Origin of the sequence: Pseudodesulfovibrio sp. (assembly GCF_028692895.1) — a bacterium.
Taxonomy (GTDB): Bacteria; Desulfobacterota; Desulfovibrionia; order Desulfovibrionales; family Desulfovibrionaceae; genus Pseudodesulfovibrio.
On the sequence record NZ_JAQUWN010000082.1, the window covers coordinates 1 to 12,879 of the forward strand.

Consider the following 12,879-nt stretch of genomic DNA (forward strand, 5'->3'; position numbering starts at 1 on the left):
TACCTGGTAACGGAGACCTCGAAGGAAACGTTCCAGGCCGAGCATCCGGCAGCCAGGGAGGTGGGGCACGCCTTTCCGGTCTTTCTGCTGGAGGGGCTCGAATTCTCGTTCCCGCGCGCAGAGCTCCTGGAACATGAACTACGGTCCAGGGACCTGACTGTCAACGCCCTGCTCCTCGACGAGGACGGCGAACTGGTCTGCCACCCCCAGGGCCTGGAGGACCTCCATGCCCGCGTGCTCCGCCCGGCCTCGCGCGAATCCTTTTTCGACGATCCCCTGCGCGTGTTCCGGGCCGCGCGGTTCTGGGCCTCCCTGCCGGACTTCGAGCCCCACGCCGAACTGGTCGAGACCATGCGCGCCGTGGCCGACGAGGGACGGCTCGGCGCCATCGCGGCGGACCGGGTCGGCGCCGAGGTGCGCAAGGCCCTCGCGGCCGCCGCGCCGGGCAACTTCCTGCGGCTGCTGTGCCGAGCGGGCTGCCTCTCGCCCTGGTTCGAGGAATTCGCGGGCGGCGACGCCATCCCGGCCGGGCCCCTGCCCTATCACGACGCCGACGCGCTGGAGCACACCTGCCGGGTCATGGACGCCCTGGCGGGCGACCCAATGGCGGCCTGGGCCGGACTGTGCCACGACATCGGCAAACCCCTGACCGACCCCGAGAAGTGGCCCCATCACCACAACCACGACGTCCTGGGCGAAAAGCCCGCCGCCGGACTGGCCCGCCGCCTCCGGCTCTCCAACGCCCACATGGCCGCCGGGGCGGACGGAGCGCGCTGGCACATGGTGGCCGCCGGTTACGACAGGCTCCGTCCCGGCACCAAAGTGGACCTGCTCATGCGGCTGCACCTCAACCGAACCATGGAGACCGTCTTCGCCCTGGTCAGGGCGGACCACGACCGCGATTTCGCCCACCGCGCGCGCCGCGACCTGGCCGCCATCCTCAAGGTCCACCTGCCCCTCGAACTGCGGAACCTGGACGCCGAGTCCGGCCGCCGGCTGCGCGACCTGCGCGCCCAGGCGCTGGTAAAAAGCAACAAATAGCAAGGCTTGTATATTTACATCAAGCAATAGTCCGTATAATAATAGTAATAGTTTTTGAGCATGATACGGTCAGAAAAAGCCTTAACGGAGATGCGCCATGAGACTTGTCACCCGATCCGACTTTGACGGGCTGGTTTGCGCCACCCTGCTCAAACACCTGAACATCATCGACGACTACCTGTTCGCCCATCCCAAGGACCTGCAGGACGGCAAGGTGGAAGTCACCAGGAAGGACGTCCTGGCCAACGTGCCCTACGTGCAGGGCTGCGGGCTGTGGTTCGACCACCACACCAGCGAGCAGGACCGCCTGGGCGACATCGAATTCGAAGGCATGAGCAAACCCCTGCGCAGTTGCGCGCGCGTCATCTACGAGTATTACGGCGCGGACAAGTTCCCGGCCCGCTTCGCCCCCATGCTCGACGCCGTGGACAAGGTGGACTCCGCCGACCTGACCGCCGAAGACATCACCAACCCCTCGGACTGGGTCCTGCTGGGCTACATCATGGACCCGCGCACCGGCCTGGGCCGCTATCGCGACTACCGCATCAGCAACTACCAGCTCATGCTCGACATGATCGAATACTGCCGCACCATGACGGCCGAAGAGATCATGGGGATGGACGACGTCAAGGAACGCATCCAGAAGTACCGGAAGGACGAGCCGAAGTTCATCCAGATGGTCAAGGACAACGCCAAGGTCTACGGCAACGCCGTCGTCCTCGACCTGCGCGACCAGGACACCATCTACTGCGGCAACCGGTTCATGATCTACAGCATCTTCCCGGAATGCAACATCAGCATCCGCGTCATCTGGGGCTTCAAACGCCAAAACGTGGTCTTCACCGTGGGCCATTCCATCCTGAACCGCTCCAGCAAGACCGACGTGGGCAAGCTCATGCTCTCCTTCGGCGGCGGCGGACACCGGGCCGTGGGCACCTGCCAGGTCACGGAAGGCGAAGTCTCGGAAATCCTGAAGAAACTGGTGGATCACATCAACGCCGACGGTTAGCAGTCCCCACAGGAGGGGGGAAAACCATCATGCCCCACACGCATTTTCTCATCGTGGACGACGATGAACGTTTCGCGGCCCTGGTGGCCCTGAAGCTCTCGGCCTACGCCCAATGCACCGTGGCCCTAAGGGGCGACGACGCCGTCCTGCAGTTCGAGCATCACCTGCGGGAGAAAGCCCCCTTCCGGGCCGTGTTCATGGACATCGAGATGCCGGGCATGAACGGCCACGAGGTGGTGCGCCAACTGCGGGACATCGAGGAGCGGAACGGGGTGAACCCGGTGGAGTCCTTCAAGCTGGTCATGCTCACGGCCCACCGGGACGTGAAGAACGTCAGCAAGTCCTTCTTTCGGGACAGGGCCGAGGCCTACATCCCCAAGGACTCCCTCACCAACGCCGAAGCCTTTGTCCACGAATTGAACAAATTCGAGATTCTCTAAGCCGGGAACCGGCCGCCCTCATCGTTCGAGCAGCGACTCCATGGCCCGGACCGCCTCCTCCCGCCGGGCGGCCCAGACGCGCCCGCAGAACGCCTTGATCTTCTCCTTCACCTTGTAGAGCGGCGGCAACTCCGGGACCACGGGCAGCCCGATCCCCTCGAAATCGATGGGAACGAACTCCAGATCGTGATTCAGCGTTTCGCCCTGGCAGTCCGTGTCTCCCATCAGCCGCTCCTGACGGGCGTGCTCGGGGTCCATGTTCTTCACATACTGGAGCGCGCCGCAGACCGAGCGGCGGTTGATCTTGTCGATCTCGGCGTTGAGGTGGTCGGCCAGGGCCTTGACGCGTACGTAATGAGGGGTCAGCCGCTTGCGCTTGCCCTGCTCGGGATCAATGAAATAACGACCGTTCAAGTAAACGTCCGCCTCCTGGCGGAAAAGGTCGTAGGCCCGGAAGACGCAGCGCTCGTACCGGCCCAGGGCGGTGAAGGCGAAGGGAAGGCGGTCGAAGAAGGGGCGCGGCGGATCGTCGGGGAAAGGCATGGCCGCCGGGTCCACCCCCAGGGCGACGTAGAAGGCTTCCGCCGTCTCCCGGTCGAGCAGCAGCCGGTGCAGACGGGCGGCGGCCTCGAAGAGCCGGGGGCCCAGGGCCCGCACGTCCTCCGCCATCCGTCCGTAGGCCTCGATCAGCTCCTCCAGGTCCTTGCGTTCGCCAAAATAGGCCTCGGCCATGTCCGAGACCACCTCTTCCTGCAATTGATCGGCGAATTCCTTCAAATCAGACATGGGAACTCCTGGCACATCGGCGCATTCTATTTTATAAACTTGTAAATTCTCGCCCGGAACGGGGTCCGGGTCAACCCTTTGATGGAGTCGCCAGTCCCCCGCATCCACATCACATGGCAACCGCGCGTCTTTTCAAACAAGGAGCCCCAGCATGTTGCTCAACGAACACCAGAGCAAGACCCTTTTCGAGCAATCCGGCATCCCCGTCCCGCAGGGCGTCGCCGTATTCCCCGGAGAGGAAGCCGAGATCCGCCCGCCCTTTCCCCTGCCCTGGTTCCTCAAGGCCCAGGCGCTCACCGGCGGACGGGGCAAGGCGGGCGGCATCCTGCGCGTGGAGCGCGCCGACGACTTCACCCCCACCGTCCGCGCCCTTTTTGGGATCGACATCAAGGGCCACGCCGTGCCCCTTATCCGCGTGGAGCCCGCCGTCGACATCCGGCGGGAGTTCTACCTCTCCCTGACCGTGTCCCGCCCGCGCCGCTGCCTGCTCCTGACCGTGGGCCGCCAGGGCGGCGTTGACATCGAAAGCCAGGGCGAGGAAAACCTCCTGGTCCAGGAAATCCGGCTCCCCGGCGGGCTGGAGCCCCATCAGGTCCGGGCCGCGTTCTTCCATCTCGGCCTGGAGAATGAGCAATTCCAGCCCCTGGCCCACCTGCTGGCCACCCTGCTCGGCTGCGTCCTGGACAACGGGCTGCTCATGGCCGAAATCAACCCGCTCATCCTGGACGGCGAGGGGCGCTTCTCGGCCCTGGACGGCAAGGTGGAGGTGGACGACAGCTTCCGGGACATCCACCCGGAGATGGAGCGATACTACCAGCGCGAGCACGCCACGGTCGAGGAAAACACGGCGCGCGACGCGGGCTTCTCCTTCGTCGGGCTGCCCGGCTGGGTCGGACTGGTGGTCAACGGCGCGGGCTTGGCCATGGCCACCATGGACGCCCTGAACTTCTCCGGCCTGCCCGCCAGCAACTTCCTGGACCTGGGCGGCGGCGCGGACCAGCAACGTATGCGCACCGCCCTGGACCTCCTCTTCGGCGACCCCAACGCCAAGGCCATCTTCATCAATCTCTTCGGCGGCATCCTCTCCTGCGAGAAGGTGGCCCTGGCCCTGCGCGGCGCCCTGGACGGGGAAGCGCCGCAAAAGCCCATCGTGGTCCGCATGGCGGGCAAGGACGCCGCCTCGGGCCTGCAAATCCTGCGCGACCTGGACGTGGACGGCCTGTCCATCGTCTCCAACATGCGCGAAGCCATCAACGTGCTCTACAGCCTGGAGCCCGGCCGGGACGCCCGGCCCGACTATCCGGCCCCGGAACCGACCGCGCCCCGGCGCAGGCAGGAAGGCTCGACCTACGTCTCGACCGCCCGCTTCGGCATCGACCGGGACACGCCCATCCTGGTCCAGGGCATCACCGGCCGCGAGGGACGGCTGCACACCCGGCTGATGCTCGACTACGGCGCCAACGTGGTGGCGGGCGTGACCCCTTTCAAGGGCGGCCAGGAGGTGGAGGGCGTGCCGGTCTACGACTCCATCGCCCAGGCCCGGCGCGACCACGACATCGGGGCGAGCATCGTCTTCGTGCCCCCGCGCCTGGCGGCCGACGCCGTGCTGGAGGCGGCGGAAAACCGCATCCCCTGGGCCGTGTGCATCACCGAGGGCATCCCCCAGCACGAGATGCTGGCCGTTTTCGAGCGGATCAAGCACTCCCCCACCCGCGTGATCGGGCCCAACACTCCCGGCATCATGGTGCCGGGCCGGACCAAGATCGGCATCCTCCCCAACACGCCCTTCACCCCCGGCCCGGTGGCCATCCTGTCCCGCAGCGGCACCCTGACCTACGAGGTGGCCTACCGGTTGAGCGCCATCGGCATCGGCCAATCCCTGTGCGTAGGCATCGGCGGCGACCCGTTCATCGGCACGGACTTCGTCGATCTCTTCGAAATGATTCGGAATCACGAGGAGACGCGGACCGTTATTGTGCTGGGCGAAATCGGTGGACAAGCCGAAGAGAATCTGGCTGAATACGTCCTCCGCACCGGGTTCGGCAAACCGGTGATCTCCTTCATCGCGGGACGGACCGCCCCGCCGGGCAAGCGGCTGGGCCACGCCGGCGCCATCCTCGAACGGCAGGGCGGCATCGAACGCAAGCTGGAGGCCATGCGCCGGGCGGGATTCGCCCTCTGCCCCAGTCTGCGGAGCATCGCCCCGATGACCGAGGACGCACTCAAGTAACGGGATTTGAAGTTGAAAATACTCCTTCTGGACATGGGAAAGATCCTGCGCGGCGGCCAGCGGCAGGTGTTCTACCTCGCCCGCGGTCTGGCCCGCACGCCCGGCTTCGAGCCCCTGGTGGTCCTCCCGGCCAAGGCCCCGCTCCGCCCCCTCCTGGAGGAGGCGGGCATCCCCCACGTCACCCTGCCCTCGGCCAGCGACCTCAACCCGCTGACCCTGTTCTCCCTGATGCGCGTCACGGCCCGGTTCCGGCCGGACGTCATACACACCAACGACGCCAAGGGGGCCTCCCTGGGCGCGCTGCTCAAGAAGCTGCGCGGGAATTGCAGGCTGATCCACAGTCGGCGGGTCTCCTATCCCCTCAAGACGGGCTGGAGCAAACGGAAATACCTGGAGGGAGACCGGCTGGTGGCGGTAAGCGGCGAGATCCGCGACGTGCTGGTGGCCTGCGGCGTCCCGGCGGAAAAGACGGCGGTGATCCACAGCGGCATCGACGCAACCCGCTACACGCGGGAAAAGCGCCGCCACCCCATGCTGACCATCGGCGCAGTGGGCGCACTCAGCTCCCAGAAGGGATTCGAGGTCCTCATCGACGCCCTGGGCGCGCTCAAGGAGGACGACTCCCTGCCCGCCTGGCAGTGCCTCATCGCCGGAGACGGCCCGCTCTTCAGCCAACTCAAGGCCAGGGCGGACCGGCTGGACCTGTCCCGCTCCATCCTCTTTCTCGGCCATCGCGACAGCCGCGAGGTGCTGCCCGAGATCGACATCCTCACCGTGCCGTCCGTGGACGGCGAGGGCTCGAACGCGGTCATCAAGGAGGGCTGGGCATCGGGCACCCCGGTCATCACCTCGGACCTCCCCTCCAACCTGGAGCTGGTCGCCCACGAGCTCAACGGCCTGGTCTTCCGCAACCGCGACCCGCGCGAACTGGCCCGGGCCATCTCCCGCGTCCATGGCGAACCGCATCTGGCCGCCCGGCTGGTGGAGAACGGCACGGCTTCCCTCGCCGACTATACCGATGAGATCATGGCCGCGAAATATATCGAGATTTATCGCACTCTGGCCGGCTGACCAGCCCCTTCAAGCCGCCCCGCCCCCGGATCAGACAAACTCCCCGTCCAGAAGCAGGTGGGAGAAATAGCCCGTGCAAAACGCCGCGTAGAACGGCAGGAAGACGCGCAGGGACTCCACGCCCTGGACCATCAGCGGCACGCCGAGGATGGGCAGGGGCACCACCAGCATGGCCCACCAGGTGTGGGTCCAGCCCCGGTGGGAGTCGATGGCCGGAAGCATGGCGAAAAAACCGAGCCAGGCCGCCCACATGTAGTGCTTCCCCGCGATCAGCCCCAGGTCCACGGCCGCAAACACGGCATAGAAGAGATTCTGGCCCTTGGAGTCGGTATCCACGTCCGGGAAGAGCGCGCCCAGCAGACAGAACCCCGTGAGCCCGGCCGCCAGCAGCGGATCGAGGACCAGCCAGCCGAGCAGAACACAACCCACGAGTCCCATGACGGCGAAAAACAGCCCTCCGGCCAGATGTCCCTTGTAACCGGGCATACAGCGTCCTTTCGCCGACGGACGGCTAGCGGGCGTCGCACTCCGGGTTGCGGACGCTGCGCACGATCATCCGCCGGGCCTCGCCATAGAGGCCGGGGACGTCGTAGGGAGCGAGGAATTTGGTGCGCACCGCGCCGAGGATGCTGCCGTAGATGAGGAAGGCGGTCTGGGCCACGGGCAGCTCGACGATGGAGCCGTCCAGGATGCCGCGTCGCAGGATGGACTCGATGATGTCAATGATCTCGCGGAACTTGGCCCCGATCTTCTTGCGGTCCAGGTCCGGGTTGTCGTCGCTGAACGGGGAGCAGCGCAGGAGCGTCGGGAAGGTCCGGGCGTTGTCGATGGTGAACTCCAGGTAGGCCTGGACAAATGCCCCCAGGGCCTCGCACCCGTCCGGGGCGTCGGCGATGGCCTGGCGGATGACTTCGAGCATGGTGTCGATCAGCTCGCTGCCCGCCATCATGAACAGGTTTTCCTTGCTGTCGAAATAATGGAAAACCAGCCCGGAGGCCACGCCGGCCTGCTCGGCAACCATCTTCATGGTCGTCCCGGCATATCCGCTGCGGGCAAAATTCTCCTGTGCCGCCAGCAGGATATCTTCCTTTTTCGCCATGGTGCTCCTCCGGTCTGGGTTGCTTTCCGAAATCCGACGCCGGGCCGGGCCTGTGGGCCGTCCTTTGCTTAGTACGCCGTGCGCATTAATTCAAGTGGCGGCTCAATCCGCGCGCGATAAAAAAAGGGCGGAACCCCGTGGCTCCGCCCCCTTCTCTTCTTCACAAGACGGCTACATGCTCCCGGAGGCCTGCAACTCGTCGATCTGCTTGTCGATTTCCTTCTGAAGCCGCTCGGGCAACCCCATGATGTCCGTGTTCAGGAAGCCCCGGACGATGGTCGCGGTAGCCTCTTCCTCGTCCAGGCCGCGCGCCATGAGGTATTCGATCTCCTCCTGGGCGATCTTGCCCACGGAGGCCTCGTGGGAGAGCTCTACGCCCTCCACCGTGCCGTCCAGCTCGGGAATGGCCCAACTGCGGCCATCGCCGACGATGAGGCTCTGACACTCCAGGTGTCCCTTGCTCGGCACGGCGTGCGCACCGATGTGGCCACGGTTGATGATGGTGCCGCCGCTGGCGATGGTGCGGGCGATGATCTCGCACCGGGTGTTGGGCGCGTTCATGACCACGCGGTTGCCCATGTCGAGGAGCGCGCCCTTGGAGGCGACCACCACGGAATTGAACCGGGCCAGGGCATTGGCCCCGTTCAGGGTGATGGCCGGGTACATCTGCAGGTCCATGACCGGCTTGAGCAGCACGTAGTTGTTCAGGAAGGTGCCACCCTCCTCCACGACGCCCGCGGACCGGGGCCGCACGGCCACGTGCTCGCTCCAGTTGTGGACCATGGTGAAGGTCAGGGAGGCGTTCTTCTTGACGAAGAACTCGGAGATGCCGAGGTGCGCGCCCGCGGTGGTCCCGTGGGCCACGGAACAGCCGGTGATGATGTGCGCCTCGGCCCCTTCCTCGATGATGATGATGTTGTGGACGTTCTGGCCAACGTTCTCGGTCTTGAGCATCAGACAGGACTGGATGGGTTCCTCCACCTTGGCCCCGGCCTTGACGCGGATGAAGTAGCCGCCGTGCAGGTTGTCATAGGCCGAACGGGTGTACTCGTCCTTGTCCTTGTCCACCAGGGTCCAGAAGTATTCCTTGAGCCCGTCGTATTTGACCAGGGCGTCCTTGATGTCCATAATCTCGACGTCCGGGTTGTTGGACTTGCAGTGCACCGCGTTCTGGTCCATCTGCAGGTAGGAGGCCGAGCGGGTGCTCAGGTCGGACGTGACGCCCGCCATAAGCAACTGGTCCTTGTCCTCGTCGGAAAGGTCGCGCAGGTCCGCGAGCGGGTTCTGCTTCAGGCCATCAAACTTGAATCGCGAAAGATCTACCTTGCTCATATCTCAATCTCCATGGGGAGTTCTAGTTCATGCAACGGACGCATTCCTGGTAGCCGTGCTCCCGGATGTGCTCCATGATGTCCCTGGGCCGCCCCTCGCAGCAAAGGTGCCCCTTGAAGAGGACCTGGCCTCGGTCGGCGTTGACGTAATCCAGGATGTAGCCGGTGTGGGTGATGATCAGCCCGGCCGTCTTGATGCGCTGCTTGCGCTCCTTCAGGCTGAGGTCCGGGAAGGTCTTGTAGTTGCCGTCCAGGACGTCGCGGGCCACCTTGCCCACCAACTGCATGTTCTCCATGTCCACGCCGGATTCCGGTTCGTCGAACAGGACAAGGTCCGGCTGCTGGGCCATGAGCTGGAGCAGCTCGGATCGCTTGATCTCGCCGCCGGAGAAGCCCGCGTTGATGTCGCGGTCCAGGAACTCGGTCATGTTCACGCTCTGGGCCAGGGCGTCCGGATTGACTTCGCCGTTGCGCGAGCACATCCGCACCAGATGCCGGGTGCGCAGGCCGTGGATGGTCGGCGGCCGCTGGAAGGACATGCCGATGCCCAGCCGGGCGCGCTCGTACATGGGCATCCGCGTGATGTCCTGCCCCTTGAAGATGATGGTCCCCTTGGTCACGTCGTAGCCGGAGAAGCCCATGAGGGTCATGAGCAGCGACGTCTTGCCGGAGCCGTTGGGGCCGAAGAGGATGAAGGTTTCCCCTTCGTTTATCTGAAGATTGATCCCTCGCAGGACCTCTTTGTCACCGATGTTGACATGCAAGTCTTCAATGGTCAGCATGTGTTTCCTCGCTTTGAATCGAAATGCAGGGAGCCTCAGTTACTGAAGGCTGGCCGGGAAGTCCAGGAAATCCCGGCTCGACAACGCAGACCTCCAATATAAGCACCAGAACGAACGGAGCAACACATGGGCGGAAAGAAACGCATCAAAGACATGGGCGGCCTGAAGGATTTTACCTTTAAGAAAGATAAAGATGATGTATATTCGCTACCTTACAAGAAGGAAGCCAAACCGGATACCCCTGAAAAAAATGAAGGCGGCCCGGCGGACGAGGAGCTCTTCATGAACGCCATGCACGGCGTGGCGCAGATGGCGGGCGGCAAGGGCCGCCAGGTTTCCGCGCCCACCCTGTCCGCCTCCGGCGGCGTCACCATCGACGACCCGGAGGAGACCGCCCGGCAGGACCTCCAGCGGTTCATCCGAGGCGACGTGGAGTTCGAGCTCGAATACACCGAGGAGTACATGTACGGCTACGTGCGCGGCCTGGACATAAAGACCTTCCAGCAGCTCAAGGCGGGCGCGCTCAGCGTGGGCGCGCACATCGACCTGCACGGCATGACCTCGGACCAGGCGCGGGACAACCTGCTCTTCTTCATCCGCGAGAGCTACCTGCAGAATCTCCGCTGCGTCCTGGTGGTGACCGGCCGGGGCATCAACTCGCCGGGCGGCCTGCCCATCCTGCGGCGGGAGACAGAGTCATGGCTGACCCGCGACCCCCTCAAGCGCGTGGTTCTGGCCTTCTGCACGGCCCAGGCCAAGGACGGCGGCGCGGGCGCGCTCTACGTCCTGCTGCGCAAGCAGAAGAAGAACGAGGGCAAGATCAAGTGGGACAAGACGCTCAACTGGGACGAGCAGTTCTAGACGAGACGAAAAAGGCCCCGCTCGGTGAAGCGGGGCCTTTGTTTCTACGCGGTGGCCTGGGCTGCGGCCTCTTCGGCCGGAGGCTGTTCGCCAGCTCCCTTGTTGCCCGCCATCTCCCTGGCCATGGCCAGTTCCTCGGCGGAGAAGATCTTGTTGATGTCGATGATGATAATGAACTGGTCGTTCTGGCGCCCCATGCCCTTGATGTATTCGGCATTGATGGCCGCGCCCATCTTCGGGGCCGCCTCGATGGTGTCGGGCGTCATCTCGAAGACTTCGCGCACGGAGTCCACCAGCGCGCCCATCACCGTGAATTCGCCGTCGAACTCGATCTCCACGATAATGATGCAGGTGTCCACGGTGTCCGCAGCCTTGGACATGCCGAGCTTGAGGCGCATGTCAACCACGGGCACGGCATGGCCGCGCAGGTTGATCACCCCGCGCATGAACTCAGGCGTGCGGGGAATCTTGGTGATGGACGTGAGTTCCAGCACCTCTCTCACCGTCCCGATATCCAGGGCGAAAATCTCCTTGCCCAGCGTGAACGTCAGAAACTGGTTGATATCTTTCAAGGTGTCATCTGCCATGAAACTACCCCCGGATAGGTGAGATTAATCCTAGACTCCCGGATCTTCACGGCCCTGCCGTGAGAAATCCGCTTTTCCCGACTCTTTTCTAACCGGCTTTGCAACCCCGCGCCATTATAAACCTAGACCGACCCGGAAAAAAATCGCTACGGGGAACACCGCGCAGTCCGTTTCGTCAGCGCGAAAAGCGGACTCCGTATTCCTTCTCCAGGACGGCGCGGGCGCGCAGTTCCTTTTGATGATACAACGCATCGTCATACCGGGTCTTCACTCCCCACCAATGCTCCAGCACCGGGGCGAGGTCCACATGGGCGCAGGTATGCCCCAGGTGGTGCATATCCCGAAACCAAGCCACGCCGATGTCGTAGACAATGCCCAAGTGGTTGACGAACTCCTTGTACGCCTCGCCGGGCCCCGGCTCCTTCATCACGCCGTCGAAGACATAGGCCCCGAAGGGCCGGACTTCGCCCAGGGGCATTGTCAGGGGCCGCGCCCTCGCCATGTCGATCAGGGCGCACCACTCGTTGACCCGGCAGGCGGGCAGCGGCCAGGGATTGCGCCGCAACTGGGGACAGACCATGTAGTTGACCACGTCGGTGAGCATGGTCCCCTTGGGGTCGGAGGCGATGGCCAGGAATTCCTTGAGGCCCGGCCGATACTCCAGGTACCGCCCGGACGAGCACAGCCCGTGGTGATGGGCGGGGCAGACCCAGCACATGCCGACCTGCCCGGCGGCCAGATGGCCGGGGATGGCGTCCAGGAGCCGGCCGACCACGTCGCCCTTGACGTTGATGTCGTTGTGGACCACGAGCGCCCAGTCCTTGTCCGTCTTCTCCCAGCCGTACTGGTAGCGCAGGGAATGGCGGTACGGCTCCTCCCCCATGCGCGACAAGTCGGCATGTTTGATCCAGCGTGACTCCACGGGCTCGTAGAACTCGATGTTGGGCAACAGGTCCAGGACGAACTGGCGTCCGGCGAAGGCCGCGCCCTCGGGGTTGTCCTGGACGAACCAGATGCGGTCGATCCACCGGCCGCTGTGGCGCATGAGCGACAGCAGGGACAGAGCGGTCTGGTAGGGCTTGGCGAAGACGTTGATGAGGACGTCGACCTTCTTGTCCATAATGATGCTACCCGGCATGGTGTGCGATTGATCCGGAACGGCGGCCCCGCCCTGGCGGCGGGACGCCGGAAGTGACTATGTAGACCAACGTGCGCATTCCGTCCAGCCGGGAGCCGCGCCGTCCGGCCGGGCGGGAGGGCCGCCCTGCCCGGCCTCGATCAAGCAATGACGCAACTCCCGGCCGGGCCGGGAGAATTCCCGGCGACGGATCGGGGAGGAAAAAACGGGCATCTTGAAATTTTCTCTACAAAACCGATTGACAATCCGGACCGCTCCATATAGTTACTCCCTTCGCGTCGGGATGTAGCGCAGTCTGGGAGCGCACTTGAATGGGGTTCAAGGGGTCGGAGGTTCAAATCCTCTCATCCCGACCAAACGATGAAAGACCCCGGCGGGCCGATGAAAGACTCGGCCTGCCATTTCATCGAAAACAGCCGGAACGCTGCTGTAGCTCAATCGGTAGAGCGCGTCCTTGGTAAGGACGAGGTAGACGGTTCAATCCCGTCCAGCAGCTCCACATAT

General features: G+C 64.3%; 13 protein-coding genes and 2 tRNA genes. 8 read left to right on the plus strand and 7 right to left on the minus strand.

From position 1 onward, the window contains the following. The 3 genes from PHP91_RS15200 to PHP91_RS15210 form a co-directional block, all read left to right on the plus strand. Positions 1-1,041 (plus strand): HD domain-containing protein (locus PHP91_RS15200; RefSeq protein ID WP_300142572.1); only part of this gene is annotated, 1,041 nt, incomplete at its 5' end. Between the two features lie 97 nt (positions 1,042-1,138). After that, entirely contained in the window at positions 1,139-2,050 is a 912-nt protein-coding gene (locus PHP91_RS15205; protein ID WP_300142575.1) for an exopolyphosphatase, read from the plus strand. A 29-nt stretch (positions 2,051-2,079) separates the two neighbouring features. Beyond that, complete coding sequence (locus tag PHP91_RS15210) at positions 2,080-2,490, plus strand: response regulator (protein WP_300142578.1); 411 nt, start codon at positions 2,080-2,082, stop codon at positions 2,488-2,490. A gap of 18 nt (positions 2,491-2,508) precedes the next feature. On the opposite strand, the gene PHP91_RS15215 is transcribed toward PHP91_RS15210, so the two are convergent. After that, entirely contained in the window at positions 2,509-3,276 is a 768-nt protein-coding gene (locus PHP91_RS15215; RefSeq protein WP_300142581.1) for a hypothetical protein, read from the minus strand. A gap of 151 nt (positions 3,277-3,427) precedes the next feature. On the opposite strand from PHP91_RS15215, the gene sucD reads away from it, so the two are divergent. Continuing rightward, entirely contained in the window at positions 3,428-5,506 is a 2,079-nt protein-coding gene (sucD, locus tag PHP91_RS15220) for a succinate--CoA ligase subunit alpha (protein WP_300142584.1), read from the plus strand. Positions 5,507-5,518: 12 nt separating this feature from the next. Next, entirely contained in the window at positions 5,519-6,577 is a 1,059-nt protein-coding gene (locus PHP91_RS15225; RefSeq protein WP_300142587.1) for a glycosyltransferase family 4 protein, read from the plus strand. A gap of 30 nt (positions 6,578-6,607) precedes the next feature. Here PHP91_RS15225 and PHP91_RS15230 read toward each other — a convergent pair whose 3' ends face one another. From PHP91_RS15230 to PHP91_RS15245, 4 genes are all read right to left on the minus strand, one after another. Continuing rightward, positions 6,608-7,063, minus strand: coding sequence for a metal-dependent hydrolase (locus PHP91_RS15230; RefSeq protein ID WP_300142589.1), 456 nt, complete (start codon positions 7,061-7,063; stop codon positions 6,608-6,610). Positions 7,064-7,088: 25 nt separating this feature from the next. Then, positions 7,089-7,676 carry a TetR/AcrR family transcriptional regulator gene (locus PHP91_RS15235; RefSeq protein ID WP_300142592.1) on the minus strand — a complete coding sequence of 196 codons (588 nt, stop codon included), beginning with the start codon at positions 7,674-7,676 and terminating at the stop codon, positions 7,089-7,091. Positions 7,677-7,847: 171 nt separating this feature from the next. Continuing rightward, positions 7,848-9,008: a SufD family Fe-S cluster assembly protein gene (locus tag PHP91_RS15240; RefSeq protein ID WP_300142595.1), complete on the minus strand. Its 1,161-nt coding sequence runs from the start codon at positions 9,006-9,008 to the stop codon at positions 7,848-7,850. Between the two features lie 22 nt (positions 9,009-9,030). Next, positions 9,031-9,789, minus strand: a complete 759-nt coding sequence (locus tag PHP91_RS15245) for an ABC transporter ATP-binding protein (protein WP_300142598.1) — start codon at positions 9,787-9,789, stop codon at positions 9,031-9,033. A gap of 282 nt (positions 9,790-10,071) precedes the next feature. Here PHP91_RS15245 and PHP91_RS15250 point away from each other — a divergent pair, with 282 nt between their 5' ends. Further along, on the plus strand, positions 10,072-10,650 hold the full coding sequence (locus PHP91_RS15250; RefSeq protein WP_300142601.1) for a Smr/MutS family protein: 579 nt from the start codon (positions 10,072-10,074) through the stop codon (positions 10,648-10,650). A gap of 44 nt (positions 10,651-10,694) precedes the next feature. On the opposite strand, the gene PHP91_RS15255 is transcribed toward PHP91_RS15250, so the two are convergent. Together PHP91_RS15255 and PHP91_RS15260 are read right to left on the minus strand one after the other, a co-directional pair. Then, entirely contained in the window at positions 10,695-11,237 is a 543-nt protein-coding gene (locus PHP91_RS15255; RefSeq protein ID WP_300142604.1) for a chemotaxis protein CheW, read from the minus strand. A gap of 175 nt (positions 11,238-11,412) precedes the next feature. Beyond that, on the minus strand, positions 11,413-12,375 hold the full coding sequence (locus tag PHP91_RS15260) for a hypothetical protein (protein ID WP_300142607.1): 963 nt from the start codon (positions 12,373-12,375) through the stop codon (positions 11,413-11,415). Between the two features lie 279 nt (positions 12,376-12,654). Here PHP91_RS15260 and PHP91_RS15265 point away from each other — a divergent pair. Together PHP91_RS15265 and PHP91_RS15270 are read left to right on the plus strand one after the other, a co-directional pair. Further along, positions 12,655-12,731 (plus strand) — tRNA-Pro (locus PHP91_RS15265). A 67-nt stretch (positions 12,732-12,798) separates the two neighbouring features. Further along, positions 12,799-12,874: transfer RNA gene (locus PHP91_RS15270), tRNA-Thr, on the plus strand. The last annotated feature ends 5 nt before the right edge of the window (positions 12,875-12,879 follow it).